We start from the raw sequence: 18117 nt of genomic DNA on the forward strand, positions 1-18117 counted from the left end.
CGCCCAGAACATTTTCAATCAAAGACCCAGAGGAAATATGCTGATCACATTCAAATCAAAAGCGGCTGCCGATGTGGTGATGTATGAATCGCACGCCAAACCCATCCTGGACCTGTTGCACAAGGACCCCGCGCGCGGGGTGATCACCGCTGCCGAAGCCGGCGAAGCCATCGCCGCGCTGGAACAGCAGATCAACGCCAGCAAGGCCCACGAAGCCGCCGAAGCCCTGGCCCGCGATGTCAATGCCCATCACAACGCCGATGTGGACGACCACAACCACGAAAAGATCGAGGCCGTCAGCTTCTCGGCCCGCGCCTATCCGCTGCTGGACATGCTGCGCGAAGCCAAGAAGGGCGGTTACGACATCCTCTGGGGCGTCTGATACCGTCGGCAAGGCCATCGCCGCATCACGCACCACCTGAAACGGCTGTCGCGATCATCCACCGCGACAGCCGTTTTTCCTGGGCGCTCCCCCCGGACGGGCTGTTACACTGACGGCCCGCGCCCGTGGCCACAGAAGTTTCCCCCGCGAAACGCCGCCCGCGCCCCCTCTTGAGCAAGCAAACGACGTGATCCAGATTTCCCTTCTTCCTCCCGGCGCCAAGGCCGATTCCCTGGCCTACCAGCTGGCCTACGCCGCCCAGGCGGTGGCCGCCGTGCGGGCCGGCCACGCGCTACCGCAGGCGCTGGCGCAGATCTTCAGCCGCAGCGATGCGCCAGCACCGGCGCGCGGCGCCATCCAGGATCTCAGCTACCGCGCCATGCGCAGCCTGGGACTGACCGAGAGCCTACTGGGCCTGCTGGCCAACCAGCCGCCCCAGCCGGAAGTGCTGCATGGGCTGCTGGTGACGGCGCTGGCGCTGCTGGTCAACGAAGAGGAAGCCGGCTACGACAGCTTCACCGTGGTGGACCAGGCCGTGCAGGCCGCCGCCATCAGCACCGAGATGAGTTTCGCCAAGGGCGTGGTCAATGCCATCCTGCGGCGCTTGCTGCGCGAACGCGCCACCCTGATGCCGCAGGCGACCAAGACCCCGCCCGGCACCTGGAACTACCCGACCTGGTGGATCGACCGTCTCAAGGCGGCCTATCCCGAACAATGGCAAGCCATCCTGCACGCCGGCAACCAGGCCCCGCCGCTGACCCTGCGGGTGAACCGCCGTCGCGCCACGGTGGCGCAATACCTCGACGCCCTGCAACAGGCTGGCATGGCCGCGCGCCAGGTCGGCCCGGCGGCGGTGCGGCTGCAACGGCCGGTGCCGGTGCAGCAGCTGCCCGGTTTTGCCGAAGGCGTGGTGTCGGTGCAGGACGCCGCCGCCCAGCTGGCCGCGCCGCTGCTGGACGTGGCCGATGGCATGCGGGTGCTGGACGCCTGCGCCGCCCCAGGCGGCAAGACCGGCCATCTGCTGGAACTGGCCGATCTGGACCTGCAGGCGCTGGACCACGACGCCCGCCGCCTGCAACGCATCGCCGAGAACCTTGATCGACTCCAGCTCAAGGCGCGCCTGACCACCGGCGACGCCCGTGCCGACGACTGGTGGGATGGCCAGCCCTTCGACCGCATCCTGGCCGACGTGCCCTGCACCGCCTCGGGCATCGTGCGCCGCCACCCGGACATCCGCTGGCTGCGCCGCAAGACCGACACCGCGCAGCTTGCAACACTTTCCGCTCAAATTCTGGACAAGCTTTGGCAGATGCTGCGACCCGATGGTAAATTGCTGCTGGTAACCTGCTCGCTGTGGCCCCAGGAATCGGAGCAGCAGGCAGTCGCCTTCGCGCAAAAGCACAACGCCATCCGGTTGCCCGCACCCGGCCAACTCCTGCCCACCGCCAGCGAGACGGCCGACCATGATGGTCTGTTCTATGCGCTGTTCCAAAAACCTGGTGCATGAATTTGACGCAATCGGACTTCGCCCCTTCCCACCGGCAAAGCGCACGGCCCGCTGCGGCCTTGGGCCGCCCTCCATCACGGCTGCTGGCGTGGCTGCTGCCGCTGCTGGCGCTGCTGCTGGCGCTGGCCTGGCATCCTGCCCGGGCCGCCGAAATCACGGTCAGCCAGGCCAGCATCGAGCATAGCGACGAGGGCTACCGGCTGTCGGTGTCCTATGACTTCGATCTGAACCGCGGCCTGGAAGACGCCCTCTCGCGCGGGGTGCCACTCTATTTCACCACCGACGTGCAACTGACCCGGCGCCGCTGGTACTGGTTCGACGAAAGCAGCGTGTCGGCCACGCGTACGGTGCGCCTGTCCTATAACGTGCTCACGCGCCAGTACCACACCGCCATCAGCGGCCAGCTGCAGCAGAGCTTCACCAACCTGGATGACGCCCTCACGCTGATCCGCCGTCCGCCGCGCTGGCTCATCGCCGACAACAATACCCTCAAGACCGGCGACAACTACAACGTCGGCCTGCGCATGCGGCTGGACGTGGCGCAACTGCCCAAGCCCTTCCAGGTCAACGCGCTCAACAACAGCGACTGGCGGCTCTCCTCCGACTGGATCGAATTCACCTACAAACCCGAATGAGCCGCACCTTACGCTATCTGCTGGTGGTCGGCGGGGGCGTCATCAGCATCCTGCTGTTCCTGCTGGCCTCGGCCTCCGAAAATTCCGCCCTCTTCGAGCAGCACTACCCCTGGCTGCTGTTCCTGAACGGCCTGGCCGCCATCTCGCTGCTGGGGCTGGTGCTGCTGCTGCTGGGCCGGCTCTACAAGCGCTACCGGCGCGGCAAGTTCGGCTCCCGACTGCTGGCGCGGCTGGTGCTCATGTTTGCGCTGGTGGGCATCCTGCCGGGGGCGGTGATCTACCTGATGTCGGTGCAGTTCGTCTCCCGCTCCATCGAGTCGTGGTTCGACGTGCGCATGGAAGCGGCGCTGGAATCGGGCCTGAACCTGGGCCGCAATGCGCTCGACTCCTCGCTCTCGGACCTGGTCTCGCGGGCGCGCGGCATGGCCCAGGAGCTCTCCGACATGAGCGACTCCGAACAGGTGACCTATCTGTCGCGCCAGCGCGACCAGAACATGGAAATCACCATCGTCAACGGCAGCGGCCAGGTCATGAGCACGGTGGGCGGCTCCATCGGCTCGCTCACGCCCATCCTGCCGAGCACCCAGGCGATGCGCCAGGCGCGGGTCTCGCGCGCCTTCTCGGCGGTGGAAAGCGATGACAGCCGGCCGCCCAGCGGCGGGTCCGACGCCGAGGGCAACCTGCGCCTGCATGTGGTGGTGCTGGTGCCGGCCCCCAGCCGGGCCCTGGCGCTGCAAGGCGAGACGCGCTACCTGCAGATCCTGCAACCGGTGCCGGACTACCTGGCCAGCAACGCCGAGACCCTGCGCCTGGCCTACAACGAGTACCAGCAACGTTCGGTGTCGCGCTCGGGCCTGCGCAAGATCTACCTGGTCACGCTGACCCTCACGCTGCTGCTGGCCATCTTCGCGGCCATCGCCAGCGCCTTCCTGATCGCCAGCGACCTGGCCAAGCCGCTGCTGCTGCTGGCCGAAGGGACCAAGGCGGTGGCCGAAGGCAACCTCTCGCCCCGGCCCATCGTGAGCACCTCCGATGAACTGGGCACGCTGACCCAGTCCTTCAACATCATGACGCGCCAGCTACTGGAGGCTCGCACCTCGGTGGAAAAGAACCGGGCCGAGCTGGAAAACGCCAAGGCCTACCTGGAGTCGGTGCTGGCCAATATGTCAGCCGGGGTGATGGTGCTGGATGGACAATTCAACATCCTCAGCGCCAACGACTCGGTACGCCGCATCCTGGGCCATGACTTCTCGGCCGAGATCGGCACGCCGCTGCAGACCATCGAGGCCCAGGCGCCGTTCGCCCAGGCGGTCATCCGCGCCTTCTCCGAACAACTGGCCCAGCACAGCAGCGATACCACCCCGGACGGGCTGCACTGGCAGCGCCAGTTCGAACTCTCGCGCCAGCCCGGCGCGATGTTCGACGACGGTGACGAGCAAGGCGGCAAGCCGGACCACGACAAGCTGACCCTGCTGGCGCGCGGCTCGCACCTGCCGGTGGAAAACGGCGTGGGCTATGTGGTGGTGTTCGATGACATCAGCAATGTCATCTCGGCCCAGCGCTCCATTGCCTGGGGCGAAGTGGCGCGCCGCCTGGCGCACGAGATCAAGAACCCGCTCACGCCCATCCAGCTCTCCGCCGAGCGCCTGCAACACCGCCTCTCGGACAAGCTCATGCCGGCCGACGCCGCCATCCTGGACAAAGGCACCACCACCATCGTCAACCAGGTCACGGCCATGAAGCGCATGGTGGACGATTTCCGCGACTATGCCCGCACACCGCCGGTCAAGCCGGTGGCGCTGGACCTCAATGCGCTGATCGAGGAAATCCTCAACCTCTACCTGGCCGGCGACGGCCGCGACGCCATCCACGCCCGCCTGGCGCCCTCCATGGCCAAGGTCATGGGCGACGCCACCCAGTTGCGCCAGGTCATCCACAACCTGCTGCAGAACGCCCAGGACGCCGTCGCCGACGAAGGCGAGGTGGCGCCGCGCATCGACGTGCTGACCGAACAGATCGACATTGCCGGCCCCGACGGCCAGCGCCAGCCGGCGGTGCGCCTGTCGATCATGGACAATGGCCCCGGTTTTTCGGCCAAGATCCTGGCGCGCGCCTTCGAACCCTATGTCACTTCCAAGAGCAAAGGGACGGGTCTGGGGCTGGCGATGGTGAAGAAAATCGTCGAAGAACACGGCGGTCGCATCGATATCCAGAACCGTACCGATGGGAGAGGCGCAAAAATTGTAATTTTGCTGGTAAAGTTAGCATCTGTTGATTAAATGCGACACGACTCAAGATTCGAAGGCGCTAGGCGGGGGAACCGGCAGTTCATCAAGACGCTCACAGTATCGGGCAGAGCGGCCGGAAGGGATCGAACACTTGGACAATGAACTAGCAGCGAGGAAAGCAGCACATGGCTAACATCCTGGTCGTCGATGACGAAATGGGTATCCGCGAATTGCTCTCAGAAATTCTGGGCGATGAGGGACATGTCGTGACCACTGCGGAAAACGCGCAGCAGGCACGTGAGCTTCGCCAGGCCGGCGTCCCCGACCTCGTGCTGCTCGATATCTGGATGCCCGACACCGACGGCGTGACGCTGTTGAAGGAGTGGCAGCGCGATGGCCTGTTGACCATGCCGGTCATCATGATGTCCGGCCACGCCACCATCGACACCGCCGTCGAAGCCACCCGCATCGGGGCGCTCAATTTCCTGGAAAAGCCGATCGCCCTGCAGAAGCTGCTCAAGGCCGTGCAGCAAGGCCTGTCGCACAGCCGCGAAGCGGTGCGCCCGGCGGGTTACCGGCCGGCTCCCGTGGCCGCCGTGGTCAATGGCACGGTCGACAGCCTGCACACCCCGGAACATGCGGCCCCGGTGGCGGCCTACGCCCCGGCCCTGGGCGGCGAACCGCTGCACCATGGGACCACGGCCAGCACGCCCTTCGGCCAGGTCGCCGACAATGCCGCCAACATCTCCTTCGACCTGCCGTTGCGGGAAGCGCGCGACGCCTTCGAGCGCGCCTATTTCGAGTACCACCTGGTGCGCGAAAACGGCAGCATGACCCGCGTGGCCGAACGGACCGGCCTGGAACGCACCCACCTCTACCGCAAGCTCAAGCAGCTCGGCGTGGAACCGGGCAAGCTGGCGCGCAAGAATCACTGAGCGCGACAGCATCGTCATAAAGACTCACGGGACCTTCAAGGTCCCGTTTGTTTTTGGCCTGCATGTCATCCGTCAGAAATTTCCTGATAGTCATCCGGCGCCCATCGCGGCATTCTGGACACATGCCAGCTTGCCCTGCTGCAATGCGCAGCCTGGCCGGCGGGGAGGTCGATGAACTTCCAGGAAAGGATTTCATCTACTCTTGGCAGGTGACATGGCAGCAAAGGAAATGGCAGGCCGCCCAAAAGTTCCGTCCGGCCCTGCCGTAACCAGTATCAGGAGCGTCCGCCACGTGGGCGCTCGAAGCGGGAGCTGTATCGAGGTAGCAGAGATGCACATGCGGCGCGGCCCTTCAGGGTCTTGAAATTCTTGGTGAAGGCGCCACTTCCTTTTCGAAGCAGTATTCCAGCATAAGGAGTCACTATGAACCTGATTTACAACAGCGAGCAGTACAGCGTCGTCGAATTCGGTGCCGATACCGACCACGAAGCCCTGCGTTTCGGCGGCTACGAGATCATGGACAAGTCCGGCCAGCGCGAGATCTACATCGACGGCCCGGCAGCCGAGCTGTTCCGCAAGGACGTCCAGGAACTGATTGCCTCCGAGCCAACCATGGATGACATCGACAACTTCCTGAGCCGCTACGATGTGATGATGCGCCATCCGATGACGCTGCATTGACACGCCAGCACGTCTTCGTCAGGCACGCCGCGCCCACAGCGCGGCGTTTTTTTTGGGCGTCAGCAGGATGACGGCAAGCTGTCGGCATCGTCCGTTAAAATGGCGGTTTGCCGTCCATCCTCCGCTCCGTGAATTCGTCTCCCATCAGCAGCGCCCAGACCGGCGTGCATGAACAGCTGGCCGGCCTGGTAGCGCGCCACGCCGCCCATCCTTTCAGGAAGCCCGTCACCGACTACAACCTGCGCGCCTTCGAGGCCAGCATGGCCGCCTGGCGCGCGGCCGGCCAGGCGCCGCTGATCCTGGACACCGGCTGCGGCGTAGGACTGTCCACCTTGCATCTGGCGAGCCAGTATCCGGATCACTTCGTCATCGGCATCGACCAGTCCGCCGACCGCCTGGCGCGCAATACCCAATGGGACGGCCCGGAACCGGAGAACCTCTGCTTCGTGCGCGCCGACCTGGTCGATTACTGGCGGCTGGCCTTGCAGGCGGGCGTACGTCCGGCCCGGCATTACCTGCTCTATCCCAATCCGTGGCCGAAGATCGGCCACCTGGCGCGGCGCTGGCAGGGTCACGCAGTCTTTCCCGCCATCGTCGCGCTGGGCGGCCAGATCGAATGCCGCAGCAACTGGCGTATCTATGTCGAGGAATTCGCTGCCGCCCTGAGCCAGCTGAGCGAACAGCGCATCCAGGCCGAGGCGTGGATGCCCGAGAGCCCCATCACCCCCTTCGAACGCAAGTACCTGGCCTCCGGTCACGCGCTCTGGCGCTGCCAGGCCGATCTGGATGCGGTGCGCACCGCATGACTATCGCCGTCATCGCCCTGGTGCTGGCGGCAGCCCTGCTGCACGCGTCCTGGAACGCCTTGCTCAAGAGCAGCCATGACCGCCTGGCCTCGCTGGCGCTGATGACCCTGGGGGCGGGCATCGGCGCGATTCCGCTGCTCCTGTGGCGGCCCTTGCCGGAACCGGCCAGCTGGTTCTACATCGTCCTCTCCGGCCTGCTGCACACCGGCTACAACCTGTTCCTGATCCGTGCCTACCGGATCGGCGACTTCGGCCAGTCCTATCCGATTGCGCGCGGTTCCTCGCCGCTGCTGGTGGCGCTGGGTGCGGCCGTGTTCGCCGGCGAGCAGCTGGGACTGTACACGGTCATCGGCATCCTGCTGGTCTCGCTGGGCATCGTCAGCCTGGCCGACCTGCGCGCCATGCGCAGCCGTGAACATCTTGCCGGCCCGCTGGCCGCCTTCGCCACCGGCGCCTTCATCGCCGCCTACACCATCACCGATGGCATCGGAGCGCGCCTGGCGGGCGATGCCATGAGCTATGCCGGCTGGCTGTTCGTGCTGGACAGCATTGCGCTGGCCGTGATCTACCAGCGCCGGCATGGCCGCTGGCCGGTCGCGCTGGAAAGGCGCGAAACCTGGATCGGACTGGGCGGGGGCGTGATGTCGCTGCTGGCCTACGGGATCGTGATCTGGGCCGTGACGCTGGCGCCCATGGGCATGGTCTCGGCGCTGCGGGAAACCTCGGTGCTGTTTGCCCTGCTGATCGGCGCACTGTTCCTGGGTGAACGGCTCACGCTGCGGCGCGTGCTGTCCGGCGTGGTCATCGTGGCCGGGACCATCGTGCTGGGTACGCACCACTGAGCCGCAAGCACCATGAAAAACGCCGGGAGTGATCCCGGCGTTTCTCATCGGCGCTGACGCTTACAGCACCTTGCGCAGGAAATCGCGCGTGCGTTCATGATGCGGGTCCCCCAGCACCTGCTGCGGCGGCCCTTCTTCCATGATGACGCCTTGGTCGATGAACAAGACGCGGTCCGACACCTCGCGGGCAAAACCCATCTCGTGCGTGACCACGACCATGGTCATGCCTTCTTCAGCCAATTGCTTCATGACGGTGAGCACCTCGCCCACCAGTTCCGGATCCAGCGCCGAGGTAGGTTCATCGAACAGCATCACCTTGGGTTCCATCGCCAGCGCCCGCGCAATGGCCACACGCTGCTGCTGGCCGCCCGAGAGCTGGTTGGGGAAGGCATCGATCTTGTCCAGCAGGCCCACCTTCTGCAACAGCTTCTCGGCCACCAGCACGGCCTCGCGGCGGGACAGCTTCTTAACCTGCATGGGCGCCATGATCAGGTTTTCCAGCACCGTCATGTGCGGGAACAGGTTGAAGCGCTGGAACACCATGCCCAACTCGGCACGCAGCGCATTGAGGTTGACCTTGGGGTCATTGAGCTTGACGCCTTCGATGAAGATGTCGCCATCGCTGACTTCTTCCAGGCCATTGAGGCAGCGCAGGAACGTGCTCTTGCCCGAGCCCGAGGGGCCGATCACGCACACCACTTCGCGGGCGCGGATCTCGCAATCGATGCCGCGCAGGATGTGGGCCTGGCCGAAGCGTTTCTGTAGTTGATGGACCTTGATCATCGTGCTCATCGTGCATCTCCCTTGCCGTAACGCGCTTCCAGATGGCGCACCAGCGCCGACAGCGCCAGCGTGATGAGCCAGTAGATCACCGAGATGGTGAGGTAAGGTTCCCAGTAGCGCGCATAGGCGCCAGAGACCGTGCGCGCCGCATAGGCCAGTTCGGCCAGCCCGATGGCCGAGGCCAGCGAGGAATCCTTGACGATGGCAATCGCATTGTTACCCAGCGGCGGCAGCATGCGGCGGAAGGCCTGCGGCAGCACCACGCGGCGTAGGGTGGCCAGGTAGCTCATGCCCAGCGAACGCGAAGCCTCGCTCTGGCCGCGATCGATGGACTGGATGCCGGCGCGGAAGATTTCCGAGACATAGGCGCCCGAGTTGAGGGTGATGGCCAGCACCGCCGAAGCGAAGGCACCGTAGTGCGAGCGGATCTCGCGCGCCAGGTCGCCCGACAGGATCAGGCCGCCGCTGGGATTGATCAGCATGGGCATGAGGGCGAAGTGGATCAGCAGGATCTGCACGAACAAGGGCGTGCCGCGCAGGAAGCTGACATAGAAGCGGATCGGCCACTGCACGCAGTAGCAGAGGAAATATTTCCAGAAACCATGGCGCGCTTCGGCCAGGCGGCCGACGCCCAGCACCAGGCCCCAGCAGGTGCCGGCGATGACGCAGATGATCGCGGCCTTCAAGGTCATCCAGGTGCCTTCGACGAACAGCGGCGCGTATTCGCCGATGATTTCCCATTGGAAGAAGGAATGCATGATGAATCCGTTCAAACGGAGAGGTTAAGAAAAGCAGGGAACGCGGAAAACGCGAAACAAGCAGGACAGGCAGCGCGCCTCGCACCCCGGCGGAGCGGCGCTCAGGCAGGCGCCCGGCCACCAGGGGCCGGGGCCGGAAGGATTACTTCAGCGGCAGGGTCGGCACGTCGCCGTCGAACCAGGTCTTGTAGATCTTGGCATAGGTGCCATCGGCCACGATCTTCTTGAGGCCGGCGTTGATCTTGTCCAGCAGTTCCTTGTTGCCCTTCTTGACGGCGATGCCGAAGTACTGGCGCACGAACTTGCTGTCGCCGACCACCTTGAACTTCTTCTCGGGATGGCTCTTGATGTAGAACTTGATGACGCCCACATCCCCCACGGCCGCATCGACGCCGCCGCGATACAGTTCTTCCAGCATCAGCACGGTATTGTCGAAGCGGTGGATGGCGGTGCTGGCCTTGCCCAGTTCTTCGGAGACCACGATGTCACCGGCGGTGGAATTGACCACGGCCACCTGGCTCTTCTTCAGGTCCGACAGCGCGGTGATCTTGGCGTCGGCGTTGGTGATGATGACCTGCTCGGCCGGGAAGTAAGGCAGCGAGAAGTCCACCATCTGGGCGCGCTTGTCGGTGATGGTGATGCCGGAGATGATGATGTCGCGATCACCCTGGCCGAGGGTGGCGAAGATGCCTTCCCAGGGTGTGCTCACCAGCTGGATCTTGAAGTTGGACGCCTGCGAGATGGCCTTGATCAGGTCGATGTCGAAGCCCACCAGTTCCTTCTTCGGGGTTTCGAATTCGAAGGGACGGTAGGTGCCGCCGGCGCCCACCACATAGGTCTGGTCAGCCGCCAGGGCAGTGCCGGCGGCGCAGGACAGGGCCAGCGCGCTGGCGGCGGTGGTCAACAATTTCTTGAGGGACATGATGTCTTCTTTCTGATGGAGGATGAAGCAGGAGAGCAAGATGCGTGCGCACCGTCGCTGCGCTCCCGCAGGGAAACCGTTCCTGGCTGGCGAGAATGGCCGGCGCTTGCCCTACCCCATCCCGCCGCACGCGGAAAAACCCTGAATGATCCGGCATTGTCCGCAATCCTTCAACCTCGAATTGCAGGCTTCAGCGAATCAGTGTGGATTTCCCGAACAGGCTTTCCACCAGGTCCACCACCAGTTCGGCGGTCTGGTTACGCACATCGCAGGCGGGATTGAGTTCCATCACGTCCAGCGAGGCCAGCGCGCCGGTGTCGGCGATCATTTCCATGCACAGCTGCGCTTCCCGGTAGGTGGGACCGCCCGGCACCGCAGTGCCCACACCCGGGGCCAGCGCGGCGTCGAGGAAATCCACATCGAAACTCACATGCAGATGGGTCTGCGGACCCACCCCGGCCAGCGCCTCTTCCATGGTCTGGCGCATGCCGTACTCGTCGATGTGGCGCATGTCGAACACCCGCACGCCCAGTTCGCGCAGATGGCGCTTCTCTTCGCGGTCGACGCTGCGAATGCCGACCTGGCAGATCTGCTGCGGCTGCAAGGCTGGCGTCTGGCCGCCGATGGCCGTCAGCGCCGCCGGTCCTACCCCCAGCAGGCAGGCCACCGGCATGCCATGGATATTGCCGGTCGGGGTGGACTGGCTGGTGTTGGCGTCGGCGTGAGCGTCCAGCCACAGGACGCGCAGCTCCTTGCCCTGGTTGCGGCAATGCGCCGCCACGGCGGCAATCGAACCGACCGCCAGCGCATGGTCGCCGCCCATGAGCAGCGGCAGCTCGCCCTCGGCCAGGCATTGCGCCACGGCCTCATGGACCGTCCGGTTCCATTGCACCACCTGTTCGAGGTGGCGCAATCCCTGCACCGGCGGCTGCTGCGGATTGGCCGGTCCCGCCAGGTCACCGCCATCGATGACATCCAGCCCATGCTGCTGCAGGCCGCGCTGCAATTCGGCCACGCGCAGGGCCGCCGGGGCCATCGATGCACCACGCCGGCTGGCGCCCACGTCGGTGGGCGCGCCCATCATCCTGATCCTGTTCATCGCTTGCTTGTTCATGCGTTCGCCTGCTCCTTCCAGAGGGTGGCCGGGACGGCCAGACCGTAGAGGTCCTTGGGGTCGTCCATGGCAGGAATCAGGTCGAGCTGCCGCGTAAAGCGAGCATCGACCTGCTCGTCGAGATAGCGCAGCGCCGCGAAATCCTCCAGCGCAAAGCCGACCGAATCAAAGACCGTCACCTCGGCAGCGCTGCTGCGACCGGGCGCGTGCCCCGCCAGTACCTGCCACAGTTCGGTCACGGGAAAATCCGCCGGCATCTGCTGCACCTCCCCTTCGATGCGTGATTGTGCCTCGAATTCCACAACCACCCGCGCTGCCTTGAGCACATCGGCATGCAGCTCGGTCTTGCCGGGGCAATCCCCGCCCACCGCATTGAGATGCATGCCCGCTTCCAGCATGGCCGGCGTGATGATGCAGGCGCGCCGCTTGTCGGCGGTAATGGTGGTGACGATATCGGCGCCGCGCACGGCCTCGGCCGCGCTGGCGCAAGGGATCAGCTGCAGACTGCTGCAGCCGCCCAGATTGCGCATGAGCCTGGCGGTGGCGGTGGCGTCGGTATCGAACAGGCGCACTACCTCGATGCCCATCTGGTGATGGAAGGCCAGCACCTGGAATTCGGACTGCGCCCCGTTGCCGATCACGGCCATGACGCGGCTGTCGGAGCGCGCCATCTGCCGCGCCGCCAGCACCGAGGTGGCCGCCGTGCGCAAGGCCGTCGTCAGGGTCAGCTCCGAGAGCAGGCGCGGATAGCCGTTAGCCACGTCGGCCAGCACACCGAAGGCCGTCACCGTCAGCAAACCCTGGGCAGTGTTGGCGGGATGTCCATTGACATACTTGAAGCAATACTGCCGCCCATCGGAAATGGGCATGAGCTCGATCACTCCCTGCGCCGAGTGGCTGGCCACACGGGCAGTCTTGTCGAACTCGCGCCAGCGCAGGTAGTCGTGTTGCAGGTAGGCGAGCATGCCGCCGATGACCTGCGGCAAGGGATGGGTGGCCAGATAGGCCTGCAGATCGCGGGTACCGATGTACTTGACCATGATGTGCCAGCCCTCGTGAGGCTGCCTCTGCTGTCAATGCGGATGGGGCTATCTTATCCCCAAGCCCGGCAGAATGCCCGCCGCACTGCCGCACATCGTGGCGGAAAAGAAAAATGCCGTCCAGCGTACGGCTGGACGGCATCCTCATGCGGGACTGGCAGAGGACCTCGTCGCGATCAGATCTCGACCTTGGTCCCCAGCTCCACCACCCGGTTGGCGGGGATGTGGAAGAAGTCCGAGGGCTTGGCGCCGTTCTGGTACATCCACGCAAACAGGCGCTCGCGCCACAGCGACATGCCCAGCAGCTTGCTCGGCACCACCGTGTCGCGCGCCAGGAAGAAGGAAGTATCCATCAGGTCGAAGTGATGGCCGAACTGTTGCTCGGTCAAGGTCATGACCTTCTGCACTTCCGGCGCTTCCTTGAAGCCGAAGGCCGCGCGCAGCAGGTAGACGTCGCCGCCCAGCTCCTTCATGGTCAGGCGCTCGCTGTCGGCCACGTAAGGCACGTCCCAGATGCTGATCTTGAGGAAGAACACGCGCTCATGCAGGATGCGGTTGTGCTTCAGGTTGTGCAGCAGCGCTACCGGCACGGTAGCGATATTGCCGGTCATGAAGACAGCCGTGCCGCCCACGCGATGGGGAGGATGGGCCAGCAGGCCTTCGATGAAGGGCTCGATGGGAATACCGTCATCCTTGATGCGCATGCGCAGCAGCATGCGGCCCGAGTACCAGGTCATCAACAGGAAGAAGGCCGCGCCGCCGATGACCAACGGGAACCAGCCGCCCTCGGTGAGCTTCAACAGGTTGGCCGCGAAGAAGGCCACGTCCACCACCAGGAAGCAGCTGATGGCGGCCACCACGGCCGGCATGCGCCACTTCCAGATATGGCGCATGACCACGCCCAGCAGCATGGTGGTGATCACCATGGTGGTGGTCACGGCCACGCCATAGGCCGCAGCCAGGTTATCGGATTTCTTGAAGGCCAGCACCACGGCCACCACCACCACCAGCAGCATCCAGTTGATCAGCGGAATGTAGATCTGACCCTGCTCGTCCTCCGAGGTGTGCAGGATGCGCATGCGCGGCACGAAGCCCAGCAGGATGGCCTGGCTGGTCAGCGAGAAGGCGCCCGAGATCACCGCCTGCGAGGCAATCACCGTAGCGCAGGTGGCCAGCACCACCATGGGCAGCACCAGCGGATCGGGGATCATCAGGTAGAAGGGGTTCTTGATCGCATCCGGATTGGCGATCAGGTTGGCGCCCTGGCCGAAGTAGTTGATCAGCAGCGAGGGCATGACCGTGAAGAGCCAGGCATAGCGGATCGGCTTGATGCCGAAGTGGCCCATGTCGGCATACAGCGCCTCGGCCCCGGTCAGCACCAGCACCACCGAGCCCAGGACGATAAAGGCCTGCAGCGAATGCTCGGCCATGAAGTGCACGGCGTAGTAGGGATTGATGGCCACCAGCACTTCGGGAGCCTTGACGATGTTGTAGAGCCCCAGCAAGGCCAGCGAGAAGAACCACAGGAACATCACCGGCCCGAAGAAACGGCCCACCACGCTGGTGCCATGCCGCTGGATCAGGAACAGGATCACCACGATCACCAGCGTCAACGGAATGACCGCATGGGCCGTCTGGGGGGCAGCGATCTCCAGCCCTTCCACCGCCGAGAGCACCGAGATGGCCGGCGTGATCACCACGTCGCCATAGAACATGCAGGCGCCAAAGACGCCCAGCATCATCAGCAGCTTGGCGCGCGGCGAGCCCGATAGCGCCGAACGCAGCGACAAGGCCATCAGCGCCAGCACGCCGCCTTCGCCATTGTTGTCGGCGCGCAGCACGAACATCACATACTTGATGGTCACCACGATGGAGATGGACCAGAACAGCATCGAGATGATGCCCAGCACCGCGCCCGGGGAAAAGGCGATGCCGTGGTCGGGGCTGAAACATTCCTTCAATGCGTACAGCGGGCTGGTTCCGATATCGCCGAACACCACGCCCAGCGCCGCCAGGGTAATGAAGTGGAATTTGCTCGATCGGAGGGAAAGGCTTGGATTGGTGTGAGATGAACTCATCTTGCTCCCTTTGCTTCTTCAAATGAGTGCCGGCGGACAGGGCTCTGGCAACAGAAGAGATCACCAAGGGGGGTGATCAGCCGTCTGTCCGGGCAGGAGGCGTACTTTATCGCACTCTACCCGCAGTGCGCTCAAATTGCCGCTGACGCACCCCTGACGTTGCGCCGCTGCCTCTTCCTCACCTCGCCGAACTTGACAGCCGGGCAATGTCGCGGTTGGGAATCCATTTCGCACCAGACTACCTTTTCCGCCGCAAACCCTTTACAGTCACAGCTTCGCACGCTATTCGCAGCCGCCATCCGGTTTTGCAGTGATCGCATTTTTCTTTTTCCACTGCCCTTTATATACTTCCGAAGAATAAAGAGCTGTGCCTTTCTAGCAAAGTGGTTCTAAGCCATCCCTTGGCGGATATTGCGCGCCAGGTCTCCTGGACCGAGGTATTGGCCCGATTAGCCATGGTGATCCTGATCGGCCTGCTGGTGGAAAACCTGGTCTTCAATACGCTGGAACGCGTGACCGTGAAGAAGTGGGGCATGCAGCGCTGAGAAAATGATTTATATCATTTACAGCAGTGACAGCTGATTGGGATCTTCCCGCCGCCGCGACTGCGCCTTGCGGCGCGGATCGATGATCTGGCCGATATCGCGGCCTTCGGTAGCGATGCCCTCGATGGCCAGCAGCAGTTTCTTGACGTGCAGCCCGCCGGCAAAGCCGGTCAGTTCGCCGCCGGCGCCGATGACGCGATGGCAGGGTGCGATGATGGAAATGGGATTGCGTCCATTGGCCGCGCCCACGGCGCGCACTGCCTTTTCGTTGCCGAGCTGGCGGGCGATGTCGAGATAGGTGCGGGTCTGTCCGTAGGGAATGTCGAGCAGCGCCGACCACACTTGGCGCTGGAACTCGGTGCCTTCGAAATGCAAGGGGATGTCGAAGCTGTCGCGTTCACCGGCAAAGTATTCGCGCAGCTGATGTTCGGTCTCGATCAGGACCGCACGGTCTTCATCTTCCACCATCTCACCCAGCCGCACGCGCAGGGCGTCATCGTCTTCCCACAGGATCGCAGCCAGGTGATCCCCCTTGGCCACCAGCTTGAGCACACCGGCCGGGGAGGCCATCCGCTTGTAGGCATATTCCATTGGCATCTCTTTTGTTGCGTTGAGGGGGCCGATTCTACTGCGTTAGCGGTTCAAGTCGTCAAGCCTGTTCCAGAAACTTCTATTTCGTTGAGGGCAGTGTCGCGAGATCATCGACACTTTGCAATGCCCTGCATAAAACACTCATGGACCATACCTCTCGGCCAGCCCCATATCGCGACACGCTAGCGTTGGACCCATTCGGGCTTTGGAAATCCATTCCCCGCGCCGACGTTGATTATCAGCAAACCTTACGCACGGAATGGGACGGACGGGATGCGGTCAATGCCGAGAATAAAAAAGGCGCCGAGAAGTTATCGGCGCCCGCGTCAAAATAAGGAACTGCATCACACCGTCAACACCGAATACCCACTGTCATTGAGCGCATCATAGACCCGGGTGCACACCCGGCAGAACAGATGGCTGCGCTTGACATGCCGGTGCCGCAACACCAGTTGCAGCGCCACGCCTTCGCAGTGCGGGCAGGCCTCGCGCATGGGACCGACCGGGATCACGTCGGCGGTGAGATATCCGCCGGGCGTCATGATGCCGTCGATCACTTCACGCGGATCCAGTTCGACCAGCGTCAACAGCAAGGGGGTGGTGCGCTGCTCGTAGCGCGGGCGTTCGGGCAGACGCGAGGAAGGGCTCAAGGGCGGTAACGGGGATGGCCTGACATCCGGGGGCCGGGTGGCGATGCTCATGGTGTCTCCTTGATGAGAACGGCTGAGGCTGAGGTAGCTGCGCGAGGGGCGAGGGCGCACGGCCCTTGCAGGTGTCGCTTCCACTGGGGCAAGAGTCTCAGGCGGTGGCGCGACGAGTCTTCACTCTAGTCGCCACATCCACCGAGTGCAATGGTGGAAACAAAAGAAATTTGATGTTGATGACCTGGCAATCCAGGCTACCCTGCCGAGCGCTGCAACAACATCGGTGGCCCCGATTTTTTCATTTTTCCAAGTTCGTCAGCATCCACATTCGATTTATCGCCATCCTCGCGACCTGCTTGCATGAAGTGCTACAAAGCGGTGCATTCGCTCTACAATCGCAGCATGACAACGCTCAACGATATCGAAGCAGCCGCCCGCCGGCTGCAAGGCCAGATTCTGGAGACGCCCTGCGTGGAATCGCGCACGCTGTCCCAGATCGTCGGCGCCCAGGTCTTCCTCAAGTTCGAGAACCTGCAATTCACCGCGTCCTTCAAGGAGCGCGGCGCCTGCAACAAGCTGGTGGACGTCGCTGCCAGCGAGGGCGGGGCGCGCGGCGTGGTGGCCATGTCGGCCGGCAACCATGCGCAAGGCGTGGCCTATCACGCGCAACGGCTGGGCTTGCCAGCCACCATCGTCATGCCGCGCTTCACGCCCGGCGTGAAGATCGAACGCACACGCGGTTTCGGCGCCAATGTCGTGCTGCATGGCGACACCCTGGAAGCCGCGCGCACCCATGCCTACGAACTGGCCGAAAAGGAAGGGCTGACCTTCGTCCACCCCTACGACGACGAAGCCATCATCGCCGGCCAGGGCACGGTCGCGCTGGAGATGATGAAGGCGGTGCCGGACCTGGATTGCCTGGTGGTCTCCATCGGCGGCGGCGGGCTGTTGGCCGGCATGGCCGTGGCCGCGCGCGCCGTCAAGCCGGAGATCGAGATCGTGGGCGTGCAGACACGACGCTTCCCGACCATGTTCAATGCCGTCAAGGGGACCGAGCACCCGGTGGGCGCGAGCACCATCGCCGAAGGTATCGCGGTCGGCACACCCGGCACGCTGACCCGCGCCATCATCGCCCGCGAAGCCGATGAGCTGCTGCTGGTCGATGAAGGCGATATCGAACAGGCCGTGCTGATGCTGCTGGAAATCGAAAAGACGCTGGTGGAAGGGGCGGGCGCGGCCGGATTGGCGGCGCTGGTGCGCTATCCGGACCGCTTCCGCGGCAAGCGCGTGGGACTGGTGCTGTCGGGCGGCAACATCGATCCGCTGCTGCTGACGGCCATCATCGAGCGCGGCATGGTGCGCGCCGGACGGCTGGCGCGGGTCAAGGTCAGCTCGCGCGATGTGCCGGGCACGCTGGCGCGCATCACTGGCATCGTCGCCGAGGCGGGCGCCAACGTTGACGAGGTGCATCACCAGCGCGCCTTTACACTGCTGGCGGCGCAGAACGTGGATATCGAACTGGTGCTGCAGACCCGTGGCCGTCCGCATCTGGCCCAGGTGCTGCAAGCCCTGCGGGCGGCGGGCTTCGAGGCCGAAGAGCTGCACTGATCGGCAGCGCTGCTCTAG

General features: G+C 64.2%; 17 protein-coding genes and 1 pseudogene. 10 read left to right on the forward strand and 8 right to left on the reverse strand.

Features of this window, described 5'->3' with window-relative positions; translation table 11 throughout:
- Positions 1-37: 37 nt before the first annotated feature.
- From BGK68_RS05090 to BGK68_RS05125, 8 genes are all read left to right on the forward strand, one after another.
- Positions 38-382, forward strand: coding sequence for a DUF1840 domain-containing protein (locus BGK68_RS05090; protein ID WP_013232157.1), 345 nt, complete (start codon positions 38-40; stop codon positions 380-382).
- Between the two features lie 187 nt (positions 383-569).
- Entirely contained in the window at positions 570-1889 is a 1320-nt protein-coding gene (gene rsmB / locus BGK68_RS05095; protein WP_075256174.1) for a 16S rRNA (cytosine(967)-C(5))-methyltransferase RsmB, read from the forward strand.
- Positions 1886-2524, forward strand: coding sequence for a DUF4390 domain-containing protein (locus BGK68_RS05100; protein ID WP_198937162.1), 639 nt, complete (start codon positions 1886-1888; stop codon positions 2522-2524). Before rsmB ends, BGK68_RS05100 begins: the two co-directional genes overlap by 4 nt.
- The gene (locus BGK68_RS05105) at positions 2521-4803 is read left to right on the forward strand and encodes a sensor histidine kinase (RefSeq protein ID WP_075256175.1); all 2283 of its coding nucleotides are present in this window, start codon (positions 2521-2523) and stop codon (positions 4801-4803) included. The genes BGK68_RS05100 and BGK68_RS05105 overlap by 4 nt, the downstream gene beginning before the upstream one ends.
- A 134-nt stretch (positions 4804-4937) precedes the next feature.
- Complete coding sequence (locus BGK68_RS05110) at positions 4938-5687, forward strand: response regulator (protein WP_075256176.1); 750 nt, start codon at positions 4938-4940, stop codon at positions 5685-5687.
- A gap of 423 nt (positions 5688-6110) precedes the next feature.
- Positions 6111-6368 (forward strand): BTH_I0359 family protein, encoded by a 258-nt coding sequence (locus BGK68_RS05115; RefSeq protein WP_075256177.1) that lies wholly within the window; start codon positions 6111-6113, stop codon positions 6366-6368.
- Between the two features lie 128 nt (positions 6369-6496).
- Positions 6497-7174 carry a tRNA (guanine(46)-N(7))-methyltransferase TrmB gene (trmB, locus tag BGK68_RS05120; protein ID WP_075259683.1) on the forward strand — a complete coding sequence of 226 codons (678 nt, stop codon included), beginning with the start codon at positions 6497-6499 and terminating at the stop codon, positions 7172-7174.
- The gene (locus BGK68_RS05125; RefSeq protein ID WP_075256178.1) at positions 7171-8016 is read left to right on the forward strand and encodes a DMT family transporter; all 846 of its coding nucleotides are present in this window, start codon (positions 7171-7173) and stop codon (positions 8014-8016) included. The genes trmB and BGK68_RS05125 overlap by 4 nt, the downstream gene beginning before the upstream one ends.
- A 60-nt stretch (positions 8017-8076) precedes the next feature.
- Here BGK68_RS05125 and BGK68_RS05130 read toward each other — a convergent pair whose 3' ends face one another.
- The 6 genes from BGK68_RS05130 to BGK68_RS05155 form a co-directional block, all read right to left on the reverse strand.
- Positions 8077-8799: an amino acid ABC transporter ATP-binding protein gene (locus BGK68_RS05130; protein WP_075259684.1), complete on the reverse strand. Its 723-nt coding sequence runs from the start codon at positions 8797-8799 to the stop codon at positions 8077-8079.
- Between the two features lie 5 nt (positions 8800-8804).
- Entirely contained in the window at positions 8805-9557 is a 753-nt protein-coding gene (locus BGK68_RS05135) for an amino acid ABC transporter permease (protein WP_075256179.1), read from the reverse strand.
- A gap of 142 nt (positions 9558-9699) precedes the next feature.
- Entirely contained in the window at positions 9700-10479 is a 780-nt protein-coding gene (locus tag BGK68_RS05140; RefSeq protein WP_075256180.1) for a basic amino acid ABC transporter substrate-binding protein, read from the reverse strand.
- A gap of 190 nt (positions 10480-10669) precedes the next feature.
- On the reverse strand, positions 10670-11578 hold the full coding sequence (gene rocF / locus BGK68_RS05145; RefSeq protein WP_075259685.1) for an arginase: 909 nt from the start codon (positions 11576-11578) through the stop codon (positions 10670-10672).
- Between the two features lie 11 nt (positions 11579-11589).
- Positions 11590-12633, reverse strand: a complete 1044-nt coding sequence (locus tag BGK68_RS05150; RefSeq protein ID WP_075256181.1) for an ornithine cyclodeaminase — start codon at positions 12631-12633, stop codon at positions 11590-11592.
- A 176-nt stretch (positions 12634-12809) separates the two neighbouring features.
- A complete protein-coding gene (locus BGK68_RS05155) occupies positions 12810-14711 on the reverse strand; it encodes a potassium transporter Kup (protein ID WP_075256182.1) in 1902 nt (633 codons plus the stop codon).
- Between the two features lie 437 nt (positions 14712-15148).
- Here BGK68_RS05155 and BGK68_RS27315 point away from each other — a divergent pair.
- Positions 15149-15256: pseudogene (locus BGK68_RS27315) on the forward strand (ABC transporter permease); the annotation flags it as partial.
- 18 nt (positions 15257-15274) lie between these two features.
- Here the strand turns inward: BGK68_RS27315 and BGK68_RS05160 are convergent.
- Positions 15275-15847 carry a methylated-DNA--[protein]-cysteine S-methyltransferase gene (locus BGK68_RS05160; RefSeq protein WP_075256183.1) on the reverse strand — a complete coding sequence of 191 codons (573 nt, stop codon included), beginning with the start codon at positions 15845-15847 and terminating at the stop codon, positions 15275-15277.
- Between the two features lie 344 nt (positions 15848-16191).
- Positions 16192-16548 carry a hypothetical protein gene (locus tag BGK68_RS05165; protein ID WP_075256184.1) on the reverse strand — a complete coding sequence of 119 codons (357 nt, stop codon included), beginning with the start codon at positions 16546-16548 and terminating at the stop codon, positions 16192-16194.
- Between the two features lie 345 nt (positions 16549-16893).
- Here BGK68_RS05165 and BGK68_RS05170 point away from each other — a divergent pair, with 345 nt between their 5' ends.
- A complete protein-coding gene (locus tag BGK68_RS05170) occupies positions 16894-18099 on the forward strand; it encodes a threonine ammonia-lyase (RefSeq protein WP_075259686.1) in 1206 nt (401 codons plus the stop codon).
- The last annotated feature ends 18 nt before the right edge of the window (positions 18100-18117 follow it).

The organism is Herbaspirillum camelliae, from assembly GCF_001929405.1.
Lineage (GTDB): Bacteria > Pseudomonadota > Gammaproteobacteria > Burkholderiales > Burkholderiaceae_D > Herbaspirillum > Herbaspirillum seropedicae.

What these genes read in the sequence shown, in the direction of transcription:
- BGK68_RS05090 (WP_013232157.1), top strand. Translation starts at nt 38, where the DNA reads ATGCTGATCACATTCAAATCAAAAGCGGCTGCCGATGTGGTGATGTAT.
- BGK68_RS05100 (WP_198937162.1), top strand. Translation starts at nt 1,886, where the DNA reads ATGAATTTGACGCAATCGGACTTCGCCCCTTCCCACCGGCAAAGCGCA.
- BGK68_RS05105 (WP_075256175.1), top strand. Translation starts at nt 2,521, where the DNA reads ATGAGCCGCACCTTACGCTATCTGCTGGTGGTCGGCGGGGGCGTCATC.
- BGK68_RS05110 (WP_075256176.1), top strand. Translation starts at nt 4,938, where the DNA reads ATGGCTAACATCCTGGTCGTCGATGACGAAATGGGTATCCGCGAATTG.
- BGK68_RS05115 (WP_075256177.1), top strand. Translation starts at nt 6,111, where the DNA reads ATGAACCTGATTTACAACAGCGAGCAGTACAGCGTCGTCGAATTCGGT.
- BGK68_RS05125 (WP_075256178.1), top strand. Translation starts at nt 7,171, where the DNA reads ATGACTATCGCCGTCATCGCCCTGGTGCTGGCGGCAGCCCTGCTGCAC.
- BGK68_RS05130 (WP_075259684.1), bottom strand. Translation starts at nt 8,799, where the DNA reads ATGATCAAGGTCCATCAACTACAGAAACGCTTCGGCCAGGCCCACATC.
- BGK68_RS05135 (WP_075256179.1), bottom strand. Translation starts at nt 9,557, where the DNA reads ATGCATTCCTTCTTCCAATGGGAAATCATCGGCGAATACGCGCCGCTG.
- BGK68_RS05140 (WP_075256180.1), bottom strand. Translation starts at nt 10,479, where the DNA reads ATGTCCCTCAAGAAATTGTTGACCACCGCCGCCAGCGCGCTGGCCCTG.
- rocF (WP_075259685.1), bottom strand. Translation starts at nt 11,578, where the DNA reads ATGAACAGGATCAGGATGATGGGCGCGCCCACCGACGTGGGCGCCAGC.
- BGK68_RS05150 (WP_075256181.1), bottom strand. Translation starts at nt 12,633, where the DNA reads ATGGTCAAGTACATCGGTACCCGCGATCTGCAGGCCTATCTGGCCACC.
- BGK68_RS05155 (WP_075256182.1), bottom strand. Translation starts at nt 14,711, where the DNA reads ATGAGTTCATCTCACACCAATCCAAGCCTTTCCCTCCGATCGAGCAAA.
- BGK68_RS05160 (WP_075256183.1), bottom strand. Translation starts at nt 15,847, where the DNA reads ATGGAATATGCCTACAAGCGGATGGCCTCCCCGGCCGGTGTGCTCAAG.
- BGK68_RS05165 (WP_075256184.1), bottom strand. Translation starts at nt 16,548, where the DNA reads ATGAGCATCGCCACCCGGCCCCCGGATGTCAGGCCATCCCCGTTACCG.
- BGK68_RS05170 (WP_075259686.1), top strand. Translation starts at nt 16,894, where the DNA reads ATGACAACGCTCAACGATATCGAAGCAGCCGCCCGCCGGCTGCAAGGC.